Here is a 26,320-nt window from a genome sequence, read left to right on the forward strand (position 1 = left end):
ACAAAATGTTAATGAATTGTTAAACTTTCATATTTCTTTAATTTGATTCAAATATATTATAAAAGTTAAATCAATTAAGCAGAACTAATGGGATATTTATTGTGAAATTGATATTAAGACCTTTCAGTTCTTTGCCGTTAATTCCCTCTTTATCGAGCGAAAATCCATATCCTCCGGTGAGATCCAAAATCCCAAAAAGACTGAAACCAGCCTTCGGAGCGATGTATTTATTTGTAGCATCTGCACCCAAAATGAAATAATGGGCATGGTAAAAGTCTACATTTTTTTGAAAATTTAACAGGAAATCAGCGTTCACTTTTGGCATTATTGCAAACTTATTATTTGCAGAACCCATCAACGCTGAGGCGCCAACGCGAAATAAGACGTCATCATTACTTAGAAAAAGCAACTTCCCACCTACTTCCCCAAAACTTTGATTCTGATAGACGTAACCCGCCGTTATGAACTTGTGCATCGTGAGTTGTGACTTAGCCAAACCACCGAAAGCCATTAATATAAATAGGATGAATATTTTTGATTTCATTTTAGTAATCTTATTTACGACAAAAATAACAAAACAGATGTTTGAAAGTGTAATTAATTAAAAAAACTGCTTCATCAAAGACAAAGCAGTTTTACTTTTTATATAAAAATCAGATTAAAGTCCGAATTCCTTTTTGATATCTTCTACTCGATCAAGTTTTTCCCAAGTGAAAAATTCCAAATCTTTCAAAGTGATTTCATTTTTAAGGCCTTTGTTGAAAGTTTTATCAGCGACGTAATAATCTTTCCCCATATGTCCGTAAGCTGCAGTCTCGATATAGATTGGATTTCTCAGCTTAAGGTTTTTCTCAACCGCATAAGGTCTAAGGTCAAACAATTGCTGAACTTTCTTAGCCAATTCGCCATCGTTGATATCCAGTTTTGAAGTTCCGTAAGTATTGATGTAAAGTCCACAAGGCTCTGCAACACCAATTGCATAAGAAACCTGCACCAAAACCTCATCTGCAACGCCTGCTGCTACCAAGTTTTTAGCAATGTGTCTCGTTGCATAAGCCGCACTTCTGTCCACTTTACTTGGATCTTTTCCTGAGAATGCACCACCTCCGTGAGCACCTTTTCCACCGTAAGTATCAACGATGATTTTTCTTCCCGTCAAACCTGTATCTCCGTGAGGACCACCGATTACAAATTTTCCAGTCGGGTTGATGTGATATTTGATCTCGTTGTTGAATAATTTCTGGATCTCAGGTTTTTGTTTAGCCTTGATCTTAGGAATCAAAATTTCGATAATATCTTTTTTGATTTTTGCCAACATAGCTTCTTCGCTTCCGAAATCGTCGTGTTGTGTAGAAACTACAATACTGTCGATTCTCACTGGTTTGTGATCGTCAGAATACTCGATTGTTACCTGAGATTTTGCATCTGGACGAAGGTAAGGAATCGCTGAACCTTCTCTTCTGAGATCTGCCAATTCTTTTAGAATCTGATGAGCAATATCCAAAGCCAAAGGCATATAATTCTCAGTTTCGTTGGTTGCATAACCGAACATCATTCCCTGATCTCCAGCACCTTGAGCGTTTGCTCTTGCTTCAAAATCGGTTTCGTCCAAAGTTCTGTCAACACCTTGGTTGATATCCGGAGACTGCTCGTGGATCGCAGAGATCACACCGCAAGAATCACCATTGAACATATATTCGCTTTTCGTGTAACCAATTTTGTTGATCACATTTCTTGCAATTTGCTGAACATCTAGATATGCCTCAGACTTCACCTCTCCTGCCAAAACTACCTGACCTGTTGTCACAAGCGTTTCGCAAGCTACTTTTGAGTTTTTGTCGTAAGCTAAAAAATGATCGATTAGCGCGTCAGAAATCTGATCGGCTACTTTATCAGGATGTCCTTCAGAAACTGATTCGGACGTAAATAAATAAGACATAAATTATTCCTTTTTATATTAAATTTTTGAGGTAAAACAATGATTGTTTAAAAAAGGAACTAAAAGAGAAAAAAATCTGTTTTAGCATTTTTTATTGAGGTTGCAATCAGTCAAAGTTCTCCTCCGTTTATTCAAAAATCGGTTGCAAATTTACAAACTAATTTTCTAATTTCAAAATCAATTCCTATTAATCCAGTATGAATTTATTCAGGTTTCACACTTTTGTAATTTTCTCTGTCTTTATAAAAATTAAGTTTCTGTTCCATAGAAGTACGAATTTCAGAAATCAACTCGTCAATAATCTTTTGCTTGTAAGTTGGTTTGTAATAAATAAGACTGATTTCTCTGTAAGGAAAAGGCTTGATAAATCTTGAAACTTTTTCTTTTTGTTCTGATGATAATTGCTGAACGCCAATCTCAGAAAGAATGGTAATTCCGCCAACTTTATCCACCATTTGAACCAACGTATTCACATTAGAAGCTAGGAACTCCAGATTTTTTGGTTTTAAAGAATTTTCCTTCAGATGACAAATATTTTCGAATTGCGTTCGCAGGCAGTTTCCTTCCTCCAAAAGCCAGACTTTATCCACGTCAATATCTTCTGGCACGACGAAGCAATCTTTCTTTTGCCCAGATTCTGTTCCAGAGTACAACATCAGTTCTTCATTAAATAAAAAGTCCTGATAAAACTCATCCGCTGCAGAATATGGTGTTGAAATAATTCCGGCATCCAGCTCTCCAGACTTCAAAGCTTTGATAATGCTGTCCGTAGTCATCTCCTTGATATTAAGTTCGATCTGCGGATTTTTATTCAAAAAACTAAAAATTTCGTTTGGAAGAATGTAAGTGGAAACTGTCGGAATAATTCCCAGATTAATTTTACCCGCAAGAATATTATTAAGGAAATTAGCCTTATTCCTCAGTTCCATCACAGCATCAATGATCTTTTGAGCCTCTTTGATGAGCTCTCCACCCGCGTCAGTAGTTCTGATTGGATGTGTGGTTCTGTCAAAGATTTTCACATCCAGCTCATCTTCAAACTTTTGAATCATTGCGCTGAGTGTCGGTTGAGTGATAAAACATGCTTGTGCAGCTTTGCCAAAATGTTTATATTTATCTACTGCAATCAAATATTCTAACTGTTGGATATTCACGACTTGTAATTTATTTTATCTATGACAAATATAATTATTAATTTGTTTCATGAATAAGTTTTTTTATCGAATTTAGCTTTTAAATATCATACATCAATAAAATCTGAAATATGGAAAACAAAAAAAAACTCACCAATTCTGTAGGCGCTCCTTATTTTGAGCATCAGGATTCACAGACTGTTGGCCCACGCGGTCCGGTTCTGCTGCAGGATTTCATTCTTCAGGAAAATCTTGCGCACTTCGTAAGAGAAAGAATTCCCGAAAGAATTGTCCACGCGAAAGGTTCCGGTGCGTACGGGACTTTCACCGTGACACACGACATCAGTCATTTGACGAGAGCAAAAATATTCTCCCAAGTTGGAAACTCGTGCAAAATGTTTGCAAGATTCTCAACGGTTGGTGGCGAAATGGGAAGCGCCGATACAGAAAGAGATCCAAGAGGTTTCGCTTTGAAATTTTATACCGAAGACGGAAACTGGGATTTGGTTGGAAACAATACGCCTGTTTTCTTTATTAAGGATGCTAAAAAATTCCCGGACTTCATCCACACACAAAAACGTGTTCCGAAAACCAATCTGAAAAGCAAAACGATGGTTTGGGACTTCTGGTCTTTGAATCCGGAATCGCTTCATCAAGTTTTGATATTAATGTCTGAAAGAGGAACACCTCACGGATACAGACATATGCACGGATTTGGATCTCACACTTTTTCTTTGATTAATGCAAACAACGAAAGAACTTGGGTCAAATTCCATTTCAAAACGCAGCAAGGCATCAAAAACTTCACAGACGATGAAGCCACAAAAATGAAAGGTGAAAACCCGGATTTTTCTCAGGAAGATTTGGTGAATGCTATTGAAAAAGGAGAATTTCCCAAATGGAAACTTTACATCCAGACGATGACCGAAGAGCAGGCGAAAGAATGGCGTTGGAATCCTTTCGACGTCACGAAAGTTTGGTTCCAGGACGAATTCCCATTGCAGGAAGTTGGTGTGATGGAATTGAATGAAGTGCCAAGAAATTATTTCGTTCACGTGGAGCAATCTGCTTTTGCGCCAAGTCATTTGGTGGACGGCATCAGTTTTTCTCCGGACAAAATGTTGCAAGGCAGATTATTTTCCTACGCCGATGCACACAGATACAGATTGGGTGTCAATTCTCATCAATTGGAAGTTAACAAATGTCCTTTCGCCGTGAACAATTTCCAAAGAGCGGGACATATGGCAGACGATTCTGATTATGGTGACAAACCAAACTATTTCCCAAATAGTTTCAGCGACGTGGAACCTACCGAATCTTACAAGAATCTGGAATATGATCTGGACAATTCCCGAGTTGCCCATTTCGACCGAAATCAAAATGATGATGATCATTACACACAACCCGGATTGTTTTATACTAAAGCTTTAGACCAAGAAGCGAGAACGGCTTTGGTGAATAACATTGTCGGTCATCTTGGTGGCGTAGACGGACCAAAACGTGATGAAATCATCAACCGTCAGCTATGTCATTTCTTCCGGGCAAATATCGAACTTGGAATGAGAGTTGCGCAAGGAATTGGCGTCAACATCGATACAAATATGATGAATCATACAAAGTAGACTTTGAGATTATAGACAAATAGAACATAGACAATTAAAACTGAACCTTCTGATTTATTTCGGAAGGTTTTTTTATTAACATTAATGTCACATTCAAAATTCTGTAAATTTTATTAAAAGTTCATAAATTGAGAGTTTAAATCAATTTATAAGTAAATGAAAAGAATTTTTACCACATTAATCGCTGTGGCATCTCCGCTATTTGTGATGTCACAAACCGTTAACATCAATATTTTGAAGGACTTGAATCCAGGTTCAGAAGGATCTTCAATTTCACAATTAAAAACCTTTGGAAACAAGCTTTATTTCTCAGCAGACGACGGTGTACATCAAGATGAACTTTGGGTAACTGATGGTACCAGCGCAGGTACAAAACTCGTAAAAGACATCAACCCAACTGGAAATTCAGGCATTGTAGAACTTACAGAAGCTGGCGGAAAATTGGTATTCAGTGCGTTCGACGGAAGCACCGGAATCGAATTATGGGTGACAGATGGAACAGAAGCTGGAACCAAACTACTAAAAGATATTTATCCAGGCGAATCAAGTTCCGTTGCCTTGAATTTTAAACAATACGGGAACAGAGCAATTTTTGTCGCAAATGACGGCACTCACGGTGAAGAAATCTGGATCACAGACGGAACTGAAACCGGAACTTATATGGTGAAAGACATCGCTCCGGGAGCAGAGAGTTCCTATTCATCTGACTTTACAGAATACAAAGGCAAAATATATTTCCAGGCCAGCAATGGAATCGATGGTTGGGAACTTTGGACTACGGACGGAACGGAAGCTGGAACTTATATGGTGAAAGATATTTTTGCAAGCTCCGACTCTTCGCCGAGAAGATTTAAAGTATTCAAAGACAAACTTTTCTTCCGGGCTGATGACGAAAATGGTGATGAATTGTGGGTAACAGACGGAACCGAAGCCGGAACGGTCCTCGTAAAAGATATCAACCCAACTGACGGATCGAGCATCAATGAATTTGTGGAAATCAATGGCAAACTTTGTTTCCGGGCAAATGACGGTGTTCACGGCGCAGAACTTTGGACTACAGATGGCACAGCAGCAGGAACTGTAATGGTAAAAGACATTAATCCAGGCGATTCAGATTCTTTTCCTGGGGCGTTAACCGTTTACAATGATAAAGTTTATTTTCAGGCGACAGACGGCGTGCATTCCGAAGAACTTTGGGTAAGTGACGGAACACCTAGCGGAACTTATATGGTAAAAGATATTAATCCAACAGGCTATTCTGCTCCTAACTTCTTCGCTACATTTAAGGACAAACTCTTCTTTGTGGCCATTGATGGAACCAACGGAAGTGAATTGTATATGACAGACGGCTCGGCAAATGGTACTGTAAAATTAGCGCCAGCAAATGTGACTGAACCAAGCCCTTTATATTTCCTGCCTTTCTTTACGGAATTAAATGACGAGTTATTTTTCAAAGCAGAATATGATGACAGAGGCGTGGAACTGTGGAAACTTTCTTTAGGAGAATTGGGTGTGAGCGACGTTCAAAAATCATTGTCGATTCAGATTTATCCAAATCCTGTACAGTCAGAATTGAAAGTTCAAACGGCCAACAAGGAAATCATCGACCAACTTTCTATCTACGGATTAGACGGAAAATTAATCAAAACAAGCCATTCTAAAAGCAACAATCCAGCAATCAATGTTTCACAACTACCAAAAGGAACTTACCTTCTAGAAGTTCAGACATCGAAAGGAAAAACAAATAAGAAGTTCATTAAAAATTAATTGTTTGATTTTTTAAAATCTAAAATCAGTCTCTATCTTAGAGGCTGATTTTTTTTGATCATCAAACAAAGGCTAATTGATTTATATTTAACCATATATTTTCTATATTCGCATCCCTATAATTTTATTTATGACAAAATTTTTATTCTCTTTAGCAACAGCTTTATTATCAATTTCAATCTCTGCACAACAGCAGAAAATTTCTTTTGAAACTTCCGAAGGCTACAATCTGGGAACGGTTGTCGGGCAAAAAGAATGGATGGTGAAAACTAACAATGTCCCAAATAATAATTTCAAAGTGGTGACTGGAAAAGCAAGCGACGGCAACAATTCTGTGGAAGTGACAAGCACGAATCAATACACAGAAAATATGTCTTTTCTTTTCAAGAAAATACCGGAGTATAACAGGCTTTCCGTTTCGGCAGATGTGAAATTGGAAAAACTGAACAGTTCCGATTATTATTTGCTGTCATTATATTATAACAACAACGGCAATTATTCCTGGGCTGGCGGATTTAATTTTATGTACAGCGGTAAACTGTACGCCGACAGTGATGTCAATTTCAAGGATTTGGGAAGCTGGATTCCTGATAAATGGTACAATCTAAGAATTGAAATAGATCACGTGACAGAAAAGAATGTTAAATATTATCTTGACAATCAATTGGTTCACACTTCTGCTCTCGGAACCAGAGTTTTAAGAGCGAATGATTTAAATTTCGAATTCGACAATGACGGAAGTGGTTTTATTGTCGATAATATTATCATTAAAGATTTAGATCAGTTAGCAGTAAACGAACTTAATAAAACTCAAATTAATATTTTCCCGAATCCAAGTTCTGATTTCATTAATATTAAATCTGATAACGAAATTAAATCTGTTAAAATTTATGACATCAAAGGTTCATTAATCAAATCTGATACAACTTCAAAAGTGGATATTTCCACTTTCCCAAAAGGAAATTACATCATTTCCATTGAAACAAAATCAGGATTTGAAACCAAAAAATTCATCAAAAATTAAGAACTAAATTTTTGATTTTCAATACAGGCTATCAATCAAATTGATGGCTTTTTTAATTTCTTATCGATAATTTTTTCATTACTTTTGTAGCTATGAGTCAAAAATGGATCTATAAACCCGAGCCGGACGAAGAAATTGTTGATGGATTAATTTCTTCTATTGGTTTTGGAACTTTAGAGTCCAAGATCCTGGTGATGCGCGGCATCGACAATTATCAGAAAGCCCGCGAATTCTTCAAACCCAACGGCGGCGACATCCACAATCCTTTCCTGATGGCCGATATGCAAAAAGCGGTCGAACGCATTGCAACATCCATAGAAAACGGCGAAAAAATATTGGTTTACGGTGATTATGACGTAGATGGAACAACTTCCGTTGCTTTGATGTATTTGTACCTCAGCAAAATCGTTGACAAAAAATATCTGGATTTTTACATTCCGGACAGAAATGTTGAAGGTTACGGGATTTCTGACGAAGGAATAGACTTCGCAAAAGAAAACGGATTTTCATTAATAATTGCTTTAGACTGCGGAATCAAATCGGTTGACAAAATAGATTACGCCAATTCTGTAGGTGTAGATTTCATCATCTGCGATCACCATTTGCCAGGCGAAAAACTTCCAAATGCTGTTGCAGTTTTGGATCCGAAAAGAAAAGACTGCCGATATCCTTACAAGGAATTGAGCGGTTGTGGCGTTGGTTTCAAACTTTGCCAAGGTCTTAATACCATTTACAAAATTCCGGAAAGTGAGCTGTTTGAATTGACAGATTTACTTGCAATCAGCATTGCTTCAGACATTGTGGCGATGACTGGTGAGAATCGGGTTTTGGCAATGCAAGGCTTGAAATTCCTTAGAAAAACAAGGAAATTTGGTTTGAGATTATTGATTCCTGAAGAGAAATTAGCGCACTTCGAAATTTCAAATATTGTTTTTGACATTGCTCCGAAAATCAACGCAGCGGGAAGAATTTCTCACGCGAAAGCTTCGGTTGAACTAATGATTTCGGACAACCTGAAACAGGCTCAGCAAATGGTTGAAAACATCATCAACCTGAATGACGAACGCCGCGAAATGGACATCAACATCACACTTTCGGCGATGAATCAGGCGTTGGAAATGCACAAAACACAACGCTTTTCTACCATTGTTTACGATCCAATCTGGAACAAAGGCGTCATCGGAATTGTAGCTTCCAGATTGATAGAAAATTACTTCAAGCCAACTCTGGTTTTTACTGAAGGAAATAATGGCGAAATGGTAGCTTCCGCAAGATCTGTTTCCGATTTTGACATTCATAAAGCTTTGGAATTCTGTTCCGATCTTTTTATGAAATTCGGCGGACATCAGGCTGCAGCAGGACTTTCTATGGAGAAAGAAAAGTTCGAGGAGTTTAAAATCCGTTTCGAAGATTATGTTAAAAATAATATTCAGGAACATCAGAAAGAGCCGACAATTTACGTTGACAGCATTGTAAACCCTGAAGATCTGAATCGCGAATTCATTAATTTTCACAGAAAACTCGCACCGTTTGGTCCGCACAATATGAAGCCGATTTTGGTACTAAAAAATGTGAAAGTCAATGGCTATGTAAGATTGATGGGGAAAGAAAGTACGCATCTCAAATTCAACATTTTGCAGCCGACCAACGGCAGGAATATCGAATGTGTGGGATTCAGATTTGGGCAGTTTGTCGAAGATTTTAAAACTAAAACTTTCGATCTGGCATTTACAATTGAAGAAAATCACTGGAAAGGCAACGTTTCTCACTTCCTGAATATCCGGGATGTGAACTTCAGAGATTAAAATTATAAAATCAAAATGCTTCCGGATTGGAAGCGCTTTTTTATTCTAATAATTTACCGTCCTGCTGCAAAATGATTTTACCTTTTTGTTCTACAGTCAGAGAAATTTCTGCTGCATCTTTTTCGCCGATAATTCCCCTGTAAATTTTATAATTGAATTCTCCTTTTTTGAAAGTAATTGTGTGATTGCCGCCAGTTCCGTCATTTTCCCATTCGCCATCAGTAAGAATCATATCTGGCTTTGAAGATTCTGAACTACCAATCTTCCAGGATGCATATCGGTATTTATTATTTGCCTGCTCATCAATTCTGATCAAATAATTCTTTGTTTTAAATTTGTAAACAGGAAGCAAAAACGATTTCAACGAAGCGTGAAGTTTTGTTTTTTGCCTGGTGATTAAATCTTTTTTCTGCTTGGCTTCAAAATCACTTTGGTAATTGAGGGCTGTTATCGTTCCGTCAGATTCGATCCAAAGATCGCCGCGATTCAGCATAATCCCACGCCAGCCGACTTCGCTCCATTGTTCGATTTTCGAATTTGAAATTAAATCAACAATCTTCTTATCAAAAATTTGATCAAATCTTTTCTTAAAATCCGCTTCGTTTTTGACGCTCGGAATTGGATATTCTCTTTCCAAAGGATAACTGATGATCTTCGAAATTCCGTTGATATTTTTAGCTTTATATAAGTTTATGAGCTTTTGAATATTTTCAATTTCGTTTTTATCCAATTCATTTTGTGCAAAAGAAAGATTGAATATTAACATTAAAAGAATCAGGATTCTGTATTTCATCAGTTTAAATTTATTGTAAAAACGAATTATGTGCCTTTTCAAAACCAATTGTAGTTGATTCTCCGTGACCACTGAAAACTTTTGTCGATTCCGGAAGCGTCAGTAATTTGGTTTTAATACTTGTAATCAATTGGTCGTAATCACCTTTGTAAAGATCCGTTCTGCCGATGCTCATCATAAAAAGCGCGTCACCGGAAATTACAAATTCATTTTCTTCATTATAAAAAGCGACACTTCCCGGCGAATGTCCCGGAACATCAAAAATCTGAAAAGCGTCAGAACCTAAATTCAATTTGTCTCCTTCTTTTATATTTTGGATTTCGCCTTTGAAAGCAGGAAAAAAGAAACCGTAATTCTTTGCGGTAAAAGGTGCTTTCTCAAGAATTTCTACTTCCTCCAGATGAACCAAAACAGGAACTTTGAACTCGTCATACGCCCATTGCAAACCGATAATATGATCGATATGAGCGTGTGTCAAAAGAATATTCTGGATTTTGAGATCTTTTGTTTTGATAAAATCAGCCAGAACTTTGGTCTCAGCATCAGGCATATTTCCCGGATCGATAAGAAAAGCCTCCTTTTCTTCGTTATAAATAACATACGTGTTCTCGGAAAACGGATTGAAAGTGAAAGATTCTACGTGTAACATTTTTTTAATTTAACTGTAAAAATATAAAACATTAACTTAGCAGGATGAAGGTATTTAGACTATTTTTTCTTTTTTTAAGCGCCATTTCTTTCGCTCAGGAAATCAGAAGTGTACAGGTTTTCAATCCTAAAACCAATGATGAAACGCCAGTAATTGCTCAGGGTCAGCAGTTGATTTTAAGATTTGATGATCTTGCCAACTCCAGCCAGCTCTACCGATATACTTACAAACATTACAACCGAAACTGGGAAGAAGACGGACTTTTCTTTACCGAATATGCCAGTGGAAGTATGAATGCGCTGATCGATCAATTCCAATATTCCTTCAACACTTATCAAAAATATACACATTACGAATTGGTTTTCCCGAATGAGAAAATTCAGCCGAAAATTTCGGGTAATTATGAAATTATCGTTTATAAAGATTCGCAGGACAAACCTTTGTTCAAAAAGAGATTTTCAATTTATGAAGACGGCGCCAATCTGGGAATCAATGTAACAAGATTCATCGATGCAAAAAATCCGAATGCTAAACAGAGACTGGAAATCCAGGCCACAGGAAACGGTTCCGGAATTACAAATAACCTTTCTTCATTATCCTTAAGTGTGATTCAAAATAACAACTGGGGAATTTCTTTGACTAATATCCGACCAAGTTCCACCTTAGGAAATCAACTTCTTTTCCAACAGTTAGGTTTGGCTTTTCCGGGAAATAATGAGTTTTATTATTTTGACAATAAGGTGATGAATCAGGCTTTGGATATGGTCGCCAACACGGAAAATATCGATGGTAAAAATTACACTTACCTTCATCCAGTCTGGGCATATCCAGGAGATTATCAATATCAGCCAGATGTGAACGGTGCGTTTTATTTCCGAAGAAATGATCTTGGAATTGAACGAGATGCGGACAGAGAAGGCGATTATTCCTGGGTTTATTTTGCGCTCGACAGTCAGAAATCGGACAAAGAATTTTACGTCCTCGGAATATTCAATGATTACAAAGCTGATGCAAAAAGCCAAATGCTGTACGACGAAAAAGCGCAGAAATATATTGCTAAAATCTATTTGAAGCAGGGATTCTACAGTTATATTCTGGCAACAAAAGATTCTGACGGAAAACTCAACTACGGCGAAATAAACGGAAACTTCTGGCAGACAGAAAATCTTTATCAAGCCTTTTTATATTACACGCCATTTGGCAGAAACTTCGATGGCTTGATTGGTTATGGAGAATTTAGAACACCTGTAAGGTAATGATCTGATTTGATGAATACTTACAGAAAAAAGATCAGCTATATTTTTTATTGGACGATAATTTTTGTAGTCGCAGGCTCGATGATCGTTTATGGAATTAGCAAACCTATTCAGTTCCAAAGTTTCAAAGATTCGGTAAATGTAAATGTTTCCGAAGGTCACAAATTGATGTGGACCTTTTATTCCTATTCGCTGGCATATCCAATTATTATTGGTGTCTTTGAGGTTATTGGCGGAGTAAGTCTGCTCTTTAGCAGAACAAGAATATTTGGGTGCATTTTGCTCACGGTTATTTTGTCAAACATTATTATCCAAGATTATATTTATGAAATTATTGCCTTGAGTTCTGCAGTCTATTATCAAGTTTTAATTTCCATCATACTTATTTTTGATCATAGAAAACTAAGAAAAGTCGTTTACGCATTGTTCAAATCAGAAAAAACCAGTAGAAATATTTCATTAATAATTGTAGCTTTTTTGATTGCCCTAATATTCAAATATTTAGAAACCAAAATCATTTGAATTTTTATCAATCAAATAACACAATTCTTCAATTTTGGAATACTTTTCGCTATGCTAGCCATAAAATACATACTTATGGATCTTAGCTTTGAAAATAACAAATCCGGAAACGGAGGTTACATCACTTTGAAAAACAGCGCAGAAGACGTTGGAAGACTGACTTACACGATTGTTCCGGAACTTAAAAAATTGATTGTCAGCTATGTGATGGTTTTTCCAAAATTTGAAGGTCAAGGTCTTGGCAAAAAATTGGTTGAAAAATCTGTAGAATTTGCAAGAAAAAATGGCTGGAAAATTAAAGCACATTGCTCGTACGCGCACTCGGTACTTAGCAGAAAAGATGACGTTGAAGATATTTTGGTTTCTTAAAACTGTAAAATGTATTAAGTAAAAAATATAATGTAAATCCAATTACATACAATTAAAAAAAATTCCGAATCAGATTTGATTCGGAATTTTTTATTTTTAAAATACATTGTTTTTTTAAATTGTATAATGAACTTATCGGTTCATAGACATCAAGAACTCTTCGTTGTTTTTGGTTCCTTGGATCTGCTTTTGTACAAATTCCATCGCTTCCAAAGGATTCATATCAGAAAGATATTTTCTCATAATCCACATTCTTTGCATTGTCGCCTCGTCCAAAAGAAGATCGTCTCTTCTTGTACTGGATGAAACCAAATCTACAGCCGGATAAATTCTTTTGTTAGCGATTTTTCTGTCCAATTGCAATTCCATATTTCCGGTTCCTTTGAACTCTTCGAAGATCACCTCATCCATCTTGGAACCTGTATCGATCAAAGCTGTTGCGATAATCGTAAGCGATCCGCCATTTTCGATTTTCCTTGCAGCACCGAAGAAACGCTTTGGCTTATGAAGCGCGTTGGCATCTACACCACCAGAAAGTATTTTTCCTGAAGCTGGCGTTACTGTATTGTAAGCTCTTGCCAATCTTGTGATCGAATCAAGAAGGATTACAACATCGTGTCCACATTCCACCATTCTTTGCGCTTTTGAAAGAACCAAATTCGCCACTTTTACGTGCTTATCTGCTGCTTCATCAAAAGTAGAAGCAATCACTTCCGCATTCACACTTCTCTGCATATCAGTTACTTCCTCAGGACGTTCGTCGATAAGAAGAACCATCATATAAGCTTCCGGGTGATTGGCTGAGATTGCGTTGGCGATATCTTTAAGCAAAATCGTTTTACCAGTTTTTGGCTGCGCAACAATCATTGCTCTTTGTCCTTTTCCGATTGGCGCGAACAAATCGACAATTCTCGTAGAAAGTGTTGAGCCTTTTCCTGCCAGGTTAAATTTCTCCTGAGGGAAAAGCGGCGTCAAATATTCGAAAGCAACTCTGTCCTTAATGAAAGCCAGATCTCGTCCGTTAACTTCAGTAGGTTTCAAAAGTGAGAAATATTTCTCGCCTTCTTTTGGCAATCTTACGAATCCTTTTACAGTGTCACCCGTTTTCAAACCATAATTTCTGATCTGATTGGTAGAAACGTAAACGTCGTCCGGAGAAGAGATATAACTGAAATCTGAAGAACGAAGGAATCCGTAGTTGTCCGGAAGTATTTCCAAAACACCTTCAATAGTGATCAATCCATCAAAGTTGAATTCTTTCTTTTGCGAATTGTCCTGTTGGTTTTCGGATGGTTCTTTTTGATTGTTATGTTGGGGAGAATTGGGATTTTGTGTTTTTTGCTGACCTCTATTGTTATTATTGGTCTTTTGCTGTTGCTGACGGTTATTCTGCTGTTGAGGCTGTCTTTGTTGAGGCTGTTTTGTTTCCTCTGGCTTTTCGTCAGTTTTAGGAGCGGTTTCTGTTGGCTGAGTTGGTTCTGCTGTTTTAGCTTCTGCCACGACTTCTTGATTTTCGTTAGCTGCAACTCTTGCTCTCGGTTGTTTTTTCTTTGGCGGATTCGGTTTTTTGACTTCCTCCGGCGCAACCGGCGCTTCTACCGCTACAGGAACCTCTTCTTTTGCAACTTCTGCTGTAGGAATCTCTGCTTCTTGCTTGGGCTTTTCTGCAGGCTTTCTGCCTCGTTTTTTAGCCGGAACAGCTTTTTCCTCAGAGTTATCTTCTGTGTTTTTATTCATATTTTCCTGATTGGCGTTTAGATAATCTTTAATGATTTTTGGGTTCGAAGCCTGATAGTCCAGAATTGCGAAAACAGTTTCTTCCGGAGAGCTTTTCTTTGCCAAATTGACGCCTAAATCTTTAGAAAGTTTGGTCAATTCCTCATCGGATTTTGACCTTAGCGTTTCAATATTAAACATATAATGCGTAAAAAAGTAAATTAATTTTGTAAAAGTAAGAATGAAAATCAGGCGATTATCATTTTTAATAGGTGATTACAATGCAAATCTACATTAATTTTTGAATTACGCAAAAATTATTTTATTTTTGCAGACAATTTATTCCCATTCAAAACGGAATTCATCAAGAAAAATGTTACAAAGAATACAAACAATCTGGATATTTTTAGCTGTGTTAGGCGCTTTGTTCCTAAACCTCACAGCTCAGGACTTTGATGTATTAGGTGGAAACTTAATTATCAATATTTCTTCTGTTCTATTAATATTATTGGGATTGCTAAGTATCTTCAGTTTTAAAAACCGCAAAAGACAAATCTTGCTGAACAACATCAGCATTTTTATAAACGCTTTGTTGCTTGGTTTTTTGATTTATTGGCTGCAAAACTTACCCGGAGGAATCACTTTTCCTGAGAAGGGTATTGAGCCGGTTTTCTCAGTAATTGCGATTGTATGTTTGCTTCTGGCAAATGTGTACATCAAAAAAGATGAGAGGCTCGTAAAATCTGTAGACAGACTTCGATAAACTTGACGACGATTTTTTTGAGTAAGAGCAGCTTCCTTTTTGGAGGCTGTTTTTTTGTTTTATTACGATTAATGGTAACAAAACTAAGGATTCAATGACATATCAGTCATATCTTTGTTTTATAAATAAATCAACCATTATGAAAAAACTAAACCTGTTTCTTTTTGTTACGCTTTCAACATTTTCTTTCGCACAACAAATCTCGAAAGACAGAGTTGTGAATATCATTTCCACTCTGGCTTCGGATGAGATGAAGGGAAGAAAATTCGGAACTCCGGAAAATGATAAAGCTGCAGAGTACATCGCTTCGGAATTCAAAAAAGATAATCTGGATTACTGTTTCGGCGATTCATATCTAATTCCATTTGAATATAAAGGACAAAAGGGTTTTAATGTTTGCGGCATCAAAAAAGGAACATCCGAAAAAAGTCTGGCTTTCTCAGGACATTTTGATCACATCGGAACGAATACGAATTTCGGAGATCATATTTACAATGGCGCCGATGATGATGCGAGCGGAATTTCTACCGTGATTGGAATTGCTGATTATTTTAAAGATAAAAAGACAGATTATTCGATGGTCTTTATGGCTTTCAATGCGGAGGAAGTTGGTCTCAAAGGTTCAAAAGCATTATCAGAAAACAAAGATTTAAATCCTGTTTTTAATAATATCACCGCACTTTTCAATTTCGAAATGCTGGCGACAGAATCTCAATTCGGGAAAAATGCTGTCTTTATGACAGGTGACGAGTTTTCTGATTTTGACGAATTGATTAATGCAAATGCTGTGAATGGTTTGAAAATTTATCCTGATCCATACAAAAATGAACAGCTTTTCTACAGATCTGACAATGTGAATTTCGTTAAAAAGAAAATCATTGCACATTCTATTTCTACAGTTGATATGACCAAAGCCTTTCATTACCATGCTGTAAATGATGACATTAAAATTGTAAATGCGGAAAATCTCACAAACATCATCAACAACTTTGCAAAAACAATTGAAAAACTGAACACCAAAAACTTTACTCCGAAATACAACGATAAAGTAAATTTCGATTTCTAACGTCTAGATAAACTAAGCTATTTATTTTCCGTAATTTTGCAATTCAATTTTTTTGAATGAAACCATTTCAACGCATTATCAGTATTGCCAGACCACATCAAAGATTTTTGTGGGGCAGTATGTTTTTCAATATTCTTTATTCTCTTCTTCAGATCGCTTCTATTGGAACTTTATTGCCAATCCTAAGTGTAATGTTTGGAACCTCGGACAAAATTGACACTTCGAAAGTGCCGGTTTGGAGTGGAAGAATTGCTGATTATTTTGGTTACCTCAAAGATTGGGCATATTACACCATTCAGGTTAATATGGATAAGCACGGCGGCATCAAAGTCTTAGCTGTTCTCTGCTGCATCACTGCGGTTGCATTTTTATTAAGAAATATTTTTAGATATTTGGGTTCCTATCTATTGGTGAATTACCGTGTCGGGATTACCAGAGATCTTCGGACTTTGATGTATGATAAATTCCTGAAACTGCCGGTTTCCTTTTTTACCGAACAGAGAAAAGGCGATATGATGTCGCGTATTTCCAATGACATTGGTGCTGTAGAAGGCGGAATTATGGGATCTTTGGTAGATATTGTGAATTCGCCGTTTATGATCATTTCATCACTCACAGCCTTATTTTTATTATCTCCGAAATTGACATTATTCTCGTTAATCGTTTTCCCGATTATGGGCTGGATCATCTCCTGGGTTGGTAAAAGTCTGAAAAAGCAGGCAAGATTTGCGCAGGAAGAATTGGGCAATCTTTTCTCTTTGGTTGATGAAACCTTGAAATCTTCGAAAGTTATCAAGATTTTCAACGCTGACAAAATTCTTAAAAACAGATTCAATAAAACCACAGATCAGTGGCAGCATCACGCCATTTCTATGAGCCGAAGAAGAGAATTGGCTTCTCCAATGAGTGAATTCCTTGGATCCGTTACAATGTTGCTCATCACCTGGTACGCAGGGACGGAAATCATCAATGGAACCAATAAGGATCCTGCGACTTTCCTGGCGTTTATAGCTGTATTTTTTCAGGTGCTGGATCCTGCAAAACGTTTATCGAACGCAGTTTCCGCTATCCAAGGCGGAATGGCGAGTCTGGAAAGGGTTTCGGAAGTTTTGGACTATGATTTAAAAGTGGAAGAAGTTGCCAATCCAACACCAATTTCTAAAATTAATGATAAAATCGAATTCAAAAACATTGGATTCTATTATGAAAAATCCAATCTGATTCTTAAAAATGTTTCCATTACTTTACCAAAAGGAAAAACGGTTGCGCTAGTTGGCCAGTCCGGAAGTGGTAAAACTACAATTGCCAACTTATTAGCCAGATTCTACGATGTTTCCGAAGGCGAAATCCTAATTGACGGTCACAATATTAAAAACTTAAAACTGACAGATTACCGACAACTTCTCGGAATGGTAACTCAGGAATCTGTTTTGTTTAATGATTCGGTTTACAATAATATTTTGATGGGAAATCCTGATGCAACCGAAGCGCAAGTAATTGAAGCTGCAAAAATTGCCAACGCCCACGAGTTTATTTCACAGCTTCAAGACGGATATTACACGAATATCGGTGACGATGGGAACAAACTTTCCGGCGGTCAAAAACAACGTGTTTCCATCGCAAGAGCAGTTCTGAAAAATCCGCCAATTATGATTTTGGACGAAGCAACTTCTGCCCTCGACACGGAATCTGAAAGATATGTTCAAGACGCTTTAGAAAAAATGATGCAAAACAGAACGTCACTGATCATCGCCCACAGATTATCGACCATCCAAAAAGCCGATCACATTGTCGTAATGGAAAAAGGTGACATCATTGAGCAAGGTTCTCATCATGAACTTATGGACAAAAATGGAACGTACAGAAAACTGGTTGAGCTCCAGAATTTTGATTAATTGAAAGCGAATAATTAAGGCGTTTCCTCTGGTTCGTCAGAAACTTCCTGATAATCTTCTCTTTCATTTTTATTATCAATCAGATCTTGGTTTGTGTATTGGTAAAATTCATCAAAGTTTTTAGAACTTTCGTTATACACCAATGCATATTTTGAATTCTTGGATTTGATGATCAATCCGTCTTTTGGCGACGGTTGCAATTTTTCACTTTCCATAAAGATCTTGCTGCCCTTTTTAAAAGAATTGATAATAGGTGCATCGCTATAATCTTTTCTGAAAAGAACGTCACGGTCATTGGAAATGATGAAAAGCTTACTTTCATTGGCATCTTCAGACTGTATCAGGAAAGCCAGTTCCGGTTCATTATTTTTCGTTTGTCCTGTAAAGTCTCCGAAAGAGTACACTTTTGAAGCTCTGTCTTTTATTTTGGTCATAGAAAATCTCCTTTCCCCTTCTGCCGGTTCGAAGAAGCCATTGTCTTTAAAAACCTTCATAATTCCTTCTCGGTAGTTTTGTGAAATACCGTCATATTCATTAATGTCAAACAACAATTTATTATAATAATCGTAATTCTCTGTATCGGGATAAATAGGTTCTGTGACAGCTGTAGTAGTATAAACTGTATCGTCCTCATCAGCAGATGTTTTACCTTGGTAGTACTGCCAAATGAAAATTCCTGCTGCTAATAAAAAAATTGCGCCGAAGATGTAGTAGGCTACTTTGCTTTTCTTTTTCGTCTGATTTTCTTTTAATCGATTTGTTTCCATAGTGTGTTTTTTTAATTTTTATAATTATTTTGTATCATTTAGCGTTTTTCTTAACATATATGATAAAAAAAACTAACCAATATTCAGACCATTTTTCACAGGCAGACTAGAAGTCAAAAGTGTCACTTCATTTTTATCTTCTCCGTAAACGCCCATTACCAAACATTCGCTGAAGAAATTGGCAATTTGTTTCTTTGGGAAATTGACGACTGCCATAATTTGCTTTCCTATCAAATCTTCTTTTTTGTACAAAGCTGTAATTTGAGCCGCAGATTTTCTAACTCCTAAATCTCCAAAATCAATTTCCAATTGGTAAGACGGATTTCTTGCTTTTTCAAAGTCTGTTGCGGAAATGATGGTTCCAACTCGGATGTCGATTTTCTCAAAATCCTGCCAGGTTATTTCGGGTTTTATCATTATCTCAAGCTTTATTTTTAATGCTACAAATAAAATTACTGATTATTTTCCACTTAATAATTCGACCCAATTTTGCAACATCCATTTCTTGATTTGATAAGGATAATCTTCGTAGAATCTGTTGTCCTCCGTGATAGTATCACCGTTTAAAAAATTTTCCTGTGCTTTTTTGATGATTTCCAGAGCCTCCGGTTTTCTCTTCAAATAATACAAACTTAACGCTTTGTAATATTGGCAGTCAGAGAATTTGGGATTCTGTTTCAAACTTTCATCAAAATATTTAATCGCTTCATCATAGTTTTCCCTTTCATAAAAAGTGATTCCGAGATAGAATAATTCCAAAAAATGAGATTCGATTCCATTTTGGATGAAGAGATTGGTCGAAATTTTCAGATTGCTTTCGGCTTCCTGATATTTATTGAGCTGAATCTGCGACAATGCTTTGTAAAATACATACGAATGATCCATAATAATCCCTTTCGGGTACTTCTTGATCAGGACATCCAGATCTGCAATTGCGCCGCCGTAATCCTTTTGGAAGATACATTTGATGAATGCACGATATGAAAGCATGGAGCTGTACTCATCATCGTTTTTTACAGCATTATCAAGATATTTCATCCCCAACTCATACTTTTTACTTTTGAATAAAGGCATTGCTTTCTGCTGCCAGAGAAAAGCGTCATTTGGCAAATAGATCAATGCTGAGTCAAGATATTGCTGATATTTTGTATGAAAATAGGAATACTTGTACGCACCATTCTTCAAATATTTATCATAAATCTCCTTTTTTGTTTGAGATTGAAAAAGATTGGGAATGATCAGAATGACCATAATTATAACTCTAGGATTGATTAACGAAGATAGAATTTTCCTCATATCAGATATTTTCTTTGGTTAAATTTTCCAGTAGCTCTTCAACTTCCAGTTTTTGTTCAGCGTACTTTATTTGAAGTTCACTTCCTTCGCCCATTCTTGAGTAATAAACCAAAGCTTTTTCACCAAAGAATTTGCTGTAATAATCAGAAAGCATCGGAATTTGAGGAAAATTGGTGTGAAAAAGCATTTCGTAATAAGCTTGCCATTCGCGTTCGTTCTTGTCCACAATCATCATTCTTGGTGATTTCTGACGGACGTGCAACATCTCGTGAGCCAGCATATTTAGAACTAAGGTCAAATCAAAATCGAAGAGATTTCTTGGGATCATTACGTGTTGCAATTCTCCGAGTTCTCCATTCGCAGTTAGGAGGATTGAGTTCTTTTCTAATTCTTCGCGGAAACCAAAGCCTGCAAAGTTGTCGTCGTCCAAATCGAATTGATGAATGAGGAATTTGGCGCCGTCTAATATTTCGCCGGTTTCTTTGTAAGCGTTGAGGTTGAATTGTAGTTTTTCGTAGTTCATTTGTGTTAAAGTTTAATTTGTTCGGAGATGATTCAAATTTACAATTTCGTGGCAAATGTTTCAAAAAAAATACAAATCTGCGCCCCGAGCTGAACGGAGCTCATTTTTGTGATTGCGAGTTGCCAATGTTCAATTTTTGCAAAATCGTCGTTCGCAATCACAAAAATAGCGGGAGTGGAGCGCGGATAAAGGCGCCCAAAAATAAAAAATCCCAGAAAATTCCGGGATTTAGATTGTTTATGTTGAAGTTTTAAAATTCCATACTTACCTCCAGCTTTTCAGCGAGTAATTTTGAGACCTTTAGTTTTAGTGGCTCAATATCAATGTTTTGCATTGCGTCGTTGGCGAAAGCATAAAGCAAAAGTGCTCTGGCTTCTTTCTTGGAAATCCCTCTCGCCCTCAGATAGAACATCGCATCTGCGTTCAGCTGTCCAACGGTACAACCGTGCGAACATTTCACATCGTCGGCGAAAATCTCCAACTGAGGTTTTGTGTCGATGCTTGCGCCTTCGTCCAGAAGAATGTTGTTGTTTTGCTGATATGCATTGGTTTTCTGAGCGATCTTGTTCACGAAAACTTTCCCGTTGAAAACACCGTGCGATCTGTCTTTGAAGATTCCTTTGTAATTCTGGTAAGATTCGCAATTCGGCGTGTTGTGGTGCACGGCCGTGTGGTGATCTACCAATTGGTCTTTTCCGATGATCGTGATCCCGTTCATAAATGAATTGATATTCTCACCATTGTGAATGAAATCCAGATTGTTACGAACCAATTTTCCGCCGAAAGTGAAAGTATTTACCGTCGTCAAACTGTCTCTTTCTTGCTTCGCAAAGGTGTGATCTACAAGGAAAGACGTATCGTTGTCATTCTGCAATTTGTGCCAATCGGTTTTTGCATTTTGATAAGTGAAAATCTCTGTCACAGAGTTGGTTAGCACGAAAGATTCGTCCAAATTGTGATGACTTTCAATGATCTCCACTTTGGCGCCTTCTTCTACGATCAAGAGATTTCTTGTGTTGTAGAATGTGTTCTCTTCCTGATTTTGAGAAAGATAGAAGACGTGAATTGGTTTCTCGATTACCACATTTTTCGGAACTCTCAAAAAGAATCCGAATTTGCAGTAAGCAGAATTCAAGTTCGTGAAAGCCAGATCTTTGTTGGCAATTGTGTTGAAATATTTGTCGAAAACCTCTTTATGAGCCGCATCGTTCAATGCGTAATTGAAAGAAAGGAACTCTGCATTTCCTATGGAGATCTTGGAAAATTCTTTATGAAGTTTTCCGTTGATGAAAACGATTCTGTCAAAGTTTTCCTCGCCCAAATGAAGCGCATCCAATTGCTCTCTCGAGATGTGGTGCTCCTCTGTCGGGAAAAAATTGTAGTTTTTCTCCGTGATCTCTTTTAGGTTGGTGTATTTGTATTCTTCATCTTTTTTGGTCGGAAAACCCTTCAAAGCGAAAGCTTCGAGAGCGGTTTTTCTGTCCTCGTCCAAAAATCTGTGACGAAGCGTTCCCAAAAAATCTGAATGTTGATCTATTGTCTGTTCAAATAAAGCCATTGTAATGGTTTGATTTTGCATCTGTTAGAAGATTTGTTTTTAGTTTAAAAGCCAGTCGTAGCCTTTTTCTTCCAATTCTAGTGCTAGAGATTTATCTCCTGTTTTAATAATTTTTCCGTCTGCTAAAACGTGTACGAAATCTGGCTGAATGTAGTTCAAAAGTCTTTGGTAGTGCGTGATCAAAAGAACCGCGTTCCCTTCATTCTTGAATTTGTTAACACCATCAGCAACGATTCTCAAAGCATCGATATCAAGTCCGGAATCTGTCTCGTCCAGGATGGCCAATTTTGGATTCAGCATCATCATTTGGAAGATCTCGTTTCTTTTTTTCTCACCTCCGGAGAAACCTTCGTTTAGAGATCTGGAAAGGAAATCTTTTTTGATGCCCAGTTGCTCAGATTTTTCACGGATCAGGCCAAGCATTTCTTTTGCGCCCATATCTTCCAGTCCATTTGCTTTTCTGGTCTCATTAAGCGCTGCTTTGATGAAGTTGGTAACAGAAACGCCAGGAATCTCAACCGGATATTGGAACGAAAGGAAAATCCCTTTGTGCGCTCTTTCCTCTGGTGCATCTTCAGCAATATCTTCACCTTCGAAAAGAATGTTTCCTTCGGTTACTTCATAATCTTCTTTCCCTGCGATCACAGAGGAAAGTGTAGATTTTCCAGCACCATTCGGTCCCATAATTGCGTGAACCTCGCCTGGTTTGATCTCAAGATTGATTCCTTTTAGTATTTCTGCGCCGTCTTCAATTTTGGCGTGTAAGTTTTTGATTTGTAACATATTATTTTACACACATTTCTTTTCGTGAAATATGATTTTTTATTTTAAATTAATGATTTTCAAATTTTTTATCAATGAAAAATGTTGGTCATTTGTCACCAAAGATTTATCGTTCTCAATAGAAATTGCAGCAATCCATATATCATTCTCAGGAATTGGTGTTCCTTGCTGTTTTAATAAAGATTTTACAGAAGCATAAATTCTTGCAGTTTCTTCGGTAGAATTAATAATAGAAACATTTTCAGTAAATTTCTTTATTTGCTCAAAATGCTTTTCTTTTTTTGAAGAGTTTTCGGCTCCGTAAAACAATTCTCCAACTACAAATACTGGAATTTCAAAATCAAAATTCTTCAAAAATGATTTTGTTTTTTCGTCTCCCCGAAACAAATCAATGATGATATTTGTATCTAATACATTACCACTCATTGTCTATATTTTCTGTCCCTTTCTTAATAACACTTTCGATTTCAATTGATTCTTCTTTAGACCAAATTCCGGAAAATTCTTCGATTGCAGGAATCGATTTTTTATTTTTTTTAGATAACAAAAAATCAATAAAATCATTGACCTCTTCCTTTAATGAATTGGGCAATATTTTTATTTTATTGATTAAAATTGTATTTTCCATATCTAAATTTTTTCAAATTTACAAAATTCTATCCTACTGAACCTTCAAGCGAAATCTCCAATAATTTCTGAGCCTCAATCGCAAATTCCATTGGAAGCTTGTTCAAAACTTCTTTACTGAATCCATTCACAATCAGTGCAATCGCTCTCTCAGTATCGATTCCTCTTTGGTTGCAATAGAAGATTTGGTCTTCACCAATTTTCGAAGTTGTAGCTTCGTGTTCCAATTGTGCCGTAGGATCCTTGATCTCGATGTAAGGGAAAGTGTGTGCGCCACATTCGTTACCCATCAACAAAGAATCACATTGGGAGAAGTTACGCGCTCCTTTTGCAGAAGGCATCACTTTTACCAATCCTCTGTATGAGTTTTGAGATTTCCCAGCAGAGATTCCTTTAGAGATAATTGTCGATCTAGAATTTTTACCGATGTGGATCATCTTCGTTCCTGTATCGGCGTATTGGTGATTGTTCGTCACTGCAATCGAATAAAATTCGCCAATTGAGTTATCTCCTTTCAAGATACAAGATGGATATTTCCAAGTCACTGCAGAACCAGTTTCTACCTGAGTCCAAGAAATCTTAGCTCTGTTTTCACAAAGTCCTCTCTTCGTCACAAAATTAAAAACACCTCCTTTTCCTTCCTCATTTCCTGGATACCAGTTTTGAACGGTCGAATATTTGATCTCAGCGTCATCCATTGCAATTAATTCCACAACAGCAGCGTGTAATTGATTTTCATCTCTTGATGGTGCTGTACAACCTTCCAGATATGAAACATAACTTCCTGCATCAGCGATGACCAAAGTTCTCTCGAACTGTCCGGTTCCTGACTGATTGATTCGGAAATAGGTTGACAATTCCATTGGACATTTCACACCCTTTGGAATGTAACAGAAACTTCCGTCAGAGAAAACTGCGGAGTTAAGTGCTGCGTAGAAGTTATCGCCTCTCGGAACTACTTTTCCAAGATATTTTTTAACGAGGTCTGGATGGTTCTTGATCGCTTCTGAAATAGAACAGAAGATCACACCTTTCTCCAACAAAGTCGCCTGGAAAGTCGTTTTTACGGAAACAGAATCCATTACGATGTCAACTGCAACGTTTGAAAGTCTTTTTTGCTCTTCGATGTTGATTCCTAGTTTAGCAAAAGTTGCCAAAAGCTCTGGGTCAACTTCGTCAAGACTTGCCAATTCCGGTTTTTTGGTCGGAGCAGCATAATATCTTATCGCTTGGAAATCCGGTTTTTCATATTTGATGTTGGCCCAATCCGGTTCTGTCATTTTCTGCCAGATTCGGAAAGATTCCAAACGCCATTCCGTCATCCATTCCGGCTCTTCTTTCTTTGCAGAAATAGCGCGCACGATGTCTTCATTCAGTCCAGTCGGGAAATCATCATACTCGATATCGGTATAAAAGCCCGCCTCATATTCTTTTGTTTTAAGGTCTTCCCTTAAATCGTCCTCAGTATATTTTGCCATAATTAATTAAAAATTTAGAAATTAAGAGATTTAGAAATTATTACTTTCCTAAATTGTTCTTTTCCAAATATTTTATGAAATGATAAACTTCTTTTGTTATTTCTAAACATTCTTCGTTTGTAGTAATAAAAGTCTGTTCATTTATTTTTTCTAGACTATATAAGACAAATAACATATTTCTTACTTCGGCGCAACTTCCTTTTGCTATCCAAAGAAATCTTATAAATTGTCTGTTACTGCCATATTCTGAGCCTTCTGCTATATTATTTGATATTGATAAAGTGGCTCTTTTTAATTGGTCTTTAAGTGAAAACTCTTTATTCAGATTTTCATTTTCAAGAAGTTTAAAAATTTTAACTGTAAATGAAATAGTTTTCTTGTAAACTGGAAAATTTTCAAATGAAGCAGTCATAATTTCTAAATCTCCTAATAACTTAATCTCTTAATCACAAAGAGAAACTCTCTCCGCAGCCGCAAGTTCTTGCAGCATTTGGATTGTTAAAAATAAAACCTTTCCCATTCAATCCTCCAGAATATTCCAGAACTGTTCCTGCAAGATAAAGGATGGATTTTTTCTCAATAATGACTCTTACGCCGTTATCTTCGAAAATTGTGTCGGTTTCATTTTTTATATTATCAAACTTCAAGACGTATTCTAGTCCGGAACAACCGCCACTTTTTACGCCTACTCTTATGTAGTCAGTCTCAGGGTTGAAGCCTTCTTCGGTCATCAGCTGAGCCGCCTTAGATTTTGCCTGATCGCTTACTTGTATCATTGTTTTTATTTAGACTGATTTTAGTCTACAAAAGTACGAACTAATTTCCGCAATCTCAAATCGATGACATCTATTTTTATGATTTTCTATGATGAACCAGTAATGCTTTAGCAATGAAAAACAGTTCGTTAATGTTAAATTCTTATCAAAAAACCAACAATTATTAATTCTGAAACTTCTAATAATTAACTTT

Annotated in this window: 27 protein-coding genes; 10 read left to right on the plus strand and 17 right to left on the minus strand. The window is 36.8% G+C overall.

Annotated features, from left to right (window positions below):
• Positions 1–70 precede the first annotated feature (70 nt).
• The 3 genes from LUD75_RS05040 to LUD75_RS05050 form a co-directional block, all read right to left on the minus strand.
• The gene (locus tag LUD75_RS05040) at positions 71–544 is read right to left on the minus strand and encodes a hypothetical protein (protein ID WP_232704575.1); all 474 of its coding nucleotides are present in this window, start codon (positions 542–544) and stop codon (positions 71–73) included.
• A gap of 114 nt (positions 545–658) precedes the next feature.
• Positions 659–1,939: a methionine adenosyltransferase gene (gene metK, locus LUD75_RS05045; protein ID WP_232704576.1), complete on the minus strand. Its 1,281-nt coding sequence runs from the start codon at positions 1,937–1,939 to the stop codon at positions 659–661.
• Positions 1,940–2,142: 203 nt separating this feature from the next.
• On the minus strand, positions 2,143–3,093 hold the full coding sequence (locus tag LUD75_RS05050) for a hydrogen peroxide-inducible genes activator (RefSeq protein WP_232704577.1): 951 nt from the start codon (positions 3,091–3,093) through the stop codon (positions 2,143–2,145).
• Positions 3,094–3,203: 110 nt separating this feature from the next.
• Between LUD75_RS05050 and LUD75_RS05055 the strand changes: the two genes are divergently transcribed.
• The 4 genes from LUD75_RS05055 to recJ all read left to right on the plus strand — a co-directional run bounded on the left by LUD75_RS05055 (position 3,204) and on the right by recJ (position 9,290).
• Positions 3,204–4,694, plus strand: coding sequence for a catalase (locus LUD75_RS05055; RefSeq protein WP_232704578.1), 1,491 nt, complete (start codon positions 3,204–3,206; stop codon positions 4,692–4,694).
• Between the two features lie 156 nt (positions 4,695–4,850).
• Entirely contained in the window at positions 4,851–6,461 is a 1,611-nt protein-coding gene (locus LUD75_RS05060) for an ELWxxDGT repeat protein (RefSeq protein WP_232704579.1), read from the plus strand.
• Between the two features lie 130 nt (positions 6,462–6,591).
• Entirely contained in the window at positions 6,592–7,485 is an 894-nt protein-coding gene (locus LUD75_RS05065; protein WP_232704580.1) for a T9SS type A sorting domain-containing protein, read from the plus strand.
• Between the two features lie 92 nt (positions 7,486–7,577).
• Complete coding sequence (gene recJ / locus LUD75_RS05070; RefSeq protein ID WP_232704581.1) at positions 7,578–9,290, plus strand: single-stranded-DNA-specific exonuclease RecJ; 1,713 nt, start codon at positions 7,578–7,580, stop codon at positions 9,288–9,290.
• A 40-nt stretch (positions 9,291–9,330) separates the two neighbouring features.
• On the opposite strand, the gene LUD75_RS05075 is transcribed toward recJ, so the two are convergent.
• Positions 9,331–10,083 (minus strand): hypothetical protein, encoded by a 753-nt coding sequence (locus LUD75_RS05075; RefSeq protein ID WP_232704582.1) that lies wholly within the window; start codon positions 10,081–10,083, stop codon positions 9,331–9,333.
• Between the two features lie 10 nt (positions 10,084–10,093).
• Entirely contained in the window at positions 10,094–10,732 is a 639-nt protein-coding gene (locus LUD75_RS05080; RefSeq protein WP_232704583.1) for an MBL fold metallo-hydrolase, read from the minus strand.
• A gap of 44 nt (positions 10,733–10,776) precedes the next feature.
• On the opposite strand from LUD75_RS05080, the gene LUD75_RS05085 reads away from it, so the two are divergent.
• From LUD75_RS05085 to LUD75_RS05095, 3 genes are all read left to right on the plus strand, one after another.
• A complete protein-coding gene (locus LUD75_RS05085; RefSeq protein WP_232704584.1) occupies positions 10,777–11,988 on the plus strand; it encodes a DUF5103 domain-containing protein in 1,212 nt (403 codons plus the stop codon).
• A 12-nt stretch (positions 11,989–12,000) separates the two neighbouring features.
• Positions 12,001–12,510 carry a hypothetical protein gene (locus tag LUD75_RS05090; protein ID WP_232704585.1) on the plus strand — a complete coding sequence of 170 codons (510 nt, stop codon included), beginning with the start codon at positions 12,001–12,003 and terminating at the stop codon, positions 12,508–12,510.
• 75 nt (positions 12,511–12,585) lie between these two features.
• Positions 12,586–12,879, plus strand: a complete 294-nt coding sequence (locus tag LUD75_RS05095) for a GNAT family N-acetyltransferase (protein ID WP_232704586.1) — start codon at positions 12,586–12,588, stop codon at positions 12,877–12,879.
• A 132-nt stretch (positions 12,880–13,011) separates the two neighbouring features.
• On the opposite strand, the gene rho is transcribed toward LUD75_RS05095, so the two are convergent.
• Positions 13,012–14,796: a transcription termination factor Rho gene (gene rho, locus LUD75_RS05100; RefSeq protein ID WP_232704587.1), complete on the minus strand. Its 1,785-nt coding sequence runs from the start codon at positions 14,794–14,796 to the stop codon at positions 13,012–13,014.
• Between the two features lie 172 nt (positions 14,797–14,968).
• Here rho and LUD75_RS05105 point away from each other — a divergent pair, with 172 nt between their 5' ends.
• The 3 genes from LUD75_RS05105 (at position 14,969) to LUD75_RS05115 (ending at position 18,319) form a co-directional block, all read left to right on the plus strand.
• A complete protein-coding gene (locus tag LUD75_RS05105; RefSeq protein ID WP_232704588.1) occupies positions 14,969–15,358 on the plus strand; it encodes a DUF4293 family protein in 390 nt (129 codons plus the stop codon).
• 139 nt (positions 15,359–15,497) lie between these two features.
• Entirely contained in the window at positions 15,498–16,424 is a 927-nt protein-coding gene (locus LUD75_RS05110) for a M28 family peptidase (RefSeq protein WP_232704589.1), read from the plus strand.
• Positions 16,425–16,480: 56 nt separating this feature from the next.
• On the plus strand, positions 16,481–18,319 hold the full coding sequence (locus tag LUD75_RS05115; RefSeq protein WP_232704590.1) for an ABC transporter ATP-binding protein: 1,839 nt from the start codon (positions 16,481–16,483) through the stop codon (positions 18,317–18,319).
• A gap of 14 nt (positions 18,320–18,333) precedes the next feature.
• Here LUD75_RS05115 and LUD75_RS05120 read toward each other — a convergent pair whose 3' ends face one another.
• The 11 genes from LUD75_RS05120 to LUD75_RS05170 all read right to left on the minus strand — a co-directional run bounded on the left by LUD75_RS05120 (position 18,334) and on the right by LUD75_RS05170 (position 26,127).
• Positions 18,334–19,086 (minus strand): hypothetical protein, encoded by a 753-nt coding sequence (locus tag LUD75_RS05120; RefSeq protein WP_232704591.1) that lies wholly within the window; start codon positions 19,084–19,086, stop codon positions 18,334–18,336.
• Positions 19,087–19,158: 72 nt separating this feature from the next.
• A complete protein-coding gene (locus LUD75_RS05125) occupies positions 19,159–19,506 on the minus strand; it encodes a tRNA-binding protein (protein WP_232704915.1) in 348 nt (115 codons plus the stop codon).
• 39 nt (positions 19,507–19,545) lie between these two features.
• The gene (locus LUD75_RS05130) at positions 19,546–20,382 is read right to left on the minus strand and encodes a tetratricopeptide repeat protein (RefSeq protein WP_232704592.1); all 837 of its coding nucleotides are present in this window, start codon (positions 20,380–20,382) and stop codon (positions 19,546–19,548) included.
• Between the two features lies 1 nt (position 20,383).
• Positions 20,384–20,905 (minus strand): hypothetical protein, encoded by a 522-nt coding sequence (locus LUD75_RS05135; RefSeq protein ID WP_232704593.1) that lies wholly within the window; start codon positions 20,903–20,905, stop codon positions 20,384–20,386.
• A 250-nt stretch (positions 20,906–21,155) separates the two neighbouring features.
• The gene (gene sufD / locus LUD75_RS05140; protein WP_232704916.1) at positions 21,156–22,463 is read right to left on the minus strand and encodes a Fe-S cluster assembly protein SufD; all 1,308 of its coding nucleotides are present in this window, start codon (positions 22,461–22,463) and stop codon (positions 21,156–21,158) included.
• 39 nt (positions 22,464–22,502) lie between these two features.
• A complete protein-coding gene (gene sufC, locus LUD75_RS05145; protein ID WP_034973352.1) occupies positions 22,503–23,246 on the minus strand; it encodes a Fe-S cluster assembly ATPase SufC in 744 nt (247 codons plus the stop codon).
• Between the two features lie 39 nt (positions 23,247–23,285).
• The gene (locus LUD75_RS05150) at positions 23,286–23,672 is read right to left on the minus strand and encodes a type II toxin-antitoxin system VapC family toxin (protein ID WP_034963272.1); all 387 of its coding nucleotides are present in this window, start codon (positions 23,670–23,672) and stop codon (positions 23,286–23,288) included.
• Entirely contained in the window at positions 23,662–23,874 is a 213-nt protein-coding gene (locus LUD75_RS05155) for a DUF2281 domain-containing protein (protein WP_232704595.1), read from the minus strand. The genes LUD75_RS05150 and LUD75_RS05155 overlap by 11 nt, the downstream gene beginning before the upstream one ends.
• Before the next feature lie 28 nt (positions 23,875–23,902).
• Entirely contained in the window at positions 23,903–25,351 is a 1,449-nt protein-coding gene (sufB, locus tag LUD75_RS05160) for a Fe-S cluster assembly protein SufB (protein ID WP_034963268.1), read from the minus strand.
• A 40-nt stretch (positions 25,352–25,391) separates the two neighbouring features.
• Complete coding sequence (locus LUD75_RS05165) at positions 25,392–25,763, minus strand: four helix bundle protein (RefSeq protein WP_232704596.1); 372 nt, start codon at positions 25,761–25,763, stop codon at positions 25,392–25,394.
• A gap of 34 nt (positions 25,764–25,797) precedes the next feature.
• Positions 25,798–26,127: an iron-sulfur cluster assembly accessory protein gene (locus LUD75_RS05170; RefSeq protein WP_034973347.1), complete on the minus strand. Its 330-nt coding sequence runs from the start codon at positions 26,125–26,127 to the stop codon at positions 25,798–25,800.
• Positions 26,128–26,320: the final 193 nt, after the last annotated feature.

Source organism: Epilithonimonas sp. JDS, from assembly GCF_021261315.1.
GTDB lineage: Bacteria > Bacteroidota > Bacteroidia > Flavobacteriales > Weeksellaceae > Epilithonimonas.

Bases quoted from the DNA above. Each gene is read 5' to 3' on its own strand.
- LUD75_RS05040 (WP_232704575.1), bottom strand. From the start codon at position 544: ATGAAATCAAAAATATTCATCCTATTTATATTAATGGCTTTCGGTGGT.
- metK (WP_232704576.1), bottom strand. From the start codon at position 1,939: ATGTCTTATTTATTTACGTCCGAATCAGTTTCTGAAGGACATCCTGAT.
- LUD75_RS05055 (WP_232704578.1), top strand. From the start codon at position 3,204: ATGGAAAACAAAAAAAAACTCACCAATTCTGTAGGCGCTCCTTATTTT.
- LUD75_RS05060 (WP_232704579.1), top strand. From the start codon at position 4,851: ATGAAAAGAATTTTTACCACATTAATCGCTGTGGCATCTCCGCTATTT.
- LUD75_RS05065 (WP_232704580.1), top strand. From the start codon at position 6,592: ATGACAAAATTTTTATTCTCTTTAGCAACAGCTTTATTATCAATTTCA.
- recJ (WP_232704581.1), top strand. From the start codon at position 7,578: ATGAGTCAAAAATGGATCTATAAACCCGAGCCGGACGAAGAAATTGTT.
- LUD75_RS05075 (WP_232704582.1), bottom strand. From the start codon at position 10,083: ATGAAATACAGAATCCTGATTCTTTTAATGTTAATATTCAATCTTTCT.
- LUD75_RS05080 (WP_232704583.1), bottom strand. From the start codon at position 10,732: ATGTTACACGTAGAATCTTTCACTTTCAATCCGTTTTCCGAGAACACG.
- LUD75_RS05085 (WP_232704584.1), top strand. From the start codon at position 10,777: ATGAAGGTATTTAGACTATTTTTTCTTTTTTTAAGCGCCATTTCTTTC.
- LUD75_RS05090 (WP_232704585.1), top strand. From the start codon at position 12,001: ATGAATACTTACAGAAAAAAGATCAGCTATATTTTTTATTGGACGATA.
- LUD75_RS05095 (WP_232704586.1), top strand. From the start codon at position 12,586: ATGGATCTTAGCTTTGAAAATAACAAATCCGGAAACGGAGGTTACATC.
- rho (WP_232704587.1), bottom strand. From the start codon at position 14,796: ATGTTTAATATTGAAACGCTAAGGTCAAAATCCGATGAGGAATTGACC.
- LUD75_RS05105 (WP_232704588.1), top strand. From the start codon at position 14,969: ATGTTACAAAGAATACAAACAATCTGGATATTTTTAGCTGTGTTAGGC.
- LUD75_RS05110 (WP_232704589.1), top strand. From the start codon at position 15,498: ATGAAAAAACTAAACCTGTTTCTTTTTGTTACGCTTTCAACATTTTCT.
- LUD75_RS05115 (WP_232704590.1), top strand. From the start codon at position 16,481: ATGAAACCATTTCAACGCATTATCAGTATTGCCAGACCACATCAAAGA.
- LUD75_RS05120 (WP_232704591.1), bottom strand. From the start codon at position 19,086: ATGGAAACAAATCGATTAAAAGAAAATCAGACGAAAAAGAAAAGCAAA.
- LUD75_RS05130 (WP_232704592.1), bottom strand. From the start codon at position 20,382: ATGAGGAAAATTCTATCTTCGTTAATCAATCCTAGAGTTATAATTATG.
- LUD75_RS05135 (WP_232704593.1), bottom strand. From the start codon at position 20,905: ATGAACTACGAAAAACTACAATTCAACCTCAACGCTTACAAAGAAACC.
- sufD (WP_232704916.1), bottom strand. From the start codon at position 22,463: ATGGCTTTATTTGAACAGACAATAGATCAACATTCAGATTTTTTGGGA.
- sufC (WP_034973352.1), bottom strand. From the start codon at position 23,246: ATGTTACAAATCAAAAACTTACACGCCAAAATTGAAGACGGCGCAGAA.
- LUD75_RS05150 (WP_034963272.1), bottom strand. From the start codon at position 23,672: ATGAGTGGTAATGTATTAGATACAAATATCATCATTGATTTGTTTCGG.
- LUD75_RS05155 (WP_232704595.1), bottom strand. From the start codon at position 23,874: ATGGAAAATACAATTTTAATCAATAAAATAAAAATATTGCCCAATTCA.
- sufB (WP_034963268.1), bottom strand. From the start codon at position 25,351: ATGGCAAAATATACTGAGGACGATTTAAGGGAAGACCTTAAAACAAAA.
- LUD75_RS05165 (WP_232704596.1), bottom strand. From the start codon at position 25,763: ATGACTGCTTCATTTGAAAATTTTCCAGTTTACAAGAAAACTATTTCA.
- LUD75_RS05170 (WP_034973347.1), bottom strand. From the start codon at position 26,127: ATGATACAAGTAAGCGATCAGGCAAAATCTAAGGCGGCTCAGCTGATG.